Genomic DNA, 248 nt, shown 5'->3' with positions numbered 1-248 from the left:
TCTTAAGTGAACGGCATTACCTCGGATGAGGCCCTTTTTGTGTTTCTATAGTTCTATTCTGGCTTAGCGTAGTCTCTGGCTAACCCGCAATACCACCTTGAGTTAGAGCGGTTGGGTTAAGCAACTTGCTGAGCTCTTCTCGGCTGAGATCCGTTTCTCTCTCGGCAACATCCAGAATTGGTAAGCCCTCTTTGTAGGCTTTCTTGGCAATATCAGCCGCTTTTAGGTCAACACCTATCATTTAAGGT

The 248-nt window shown here is 46.4% G+C and carries 1 pseudogene; it reads right to left on the bottom strand.

What is annotated here, in order from left to right:
* Positions 1–79: 79 nt before the first annotated feature.
* Positions 80–226 (bottom strand): annotated as a pseudogene (gene aspA, locus AB4407_RS20890) (aspartate ammonia-lyase); the annotation flags it as partial.
* Positions 227–248: the final 22 nt, after the last annotated feature.

It is taken from the genome of Vibrio sp. 10N.261.46.E11, assembly GCF_041472735.1.
Lineage (GTDB): Bacteria > Pseudomonadota > Gammaproteobacteria > Enterobacterales > Vibrionaceae > Vibrio.
This window is presented reverse-complemented; position numbering and strand designations above follow the sequence as displayed.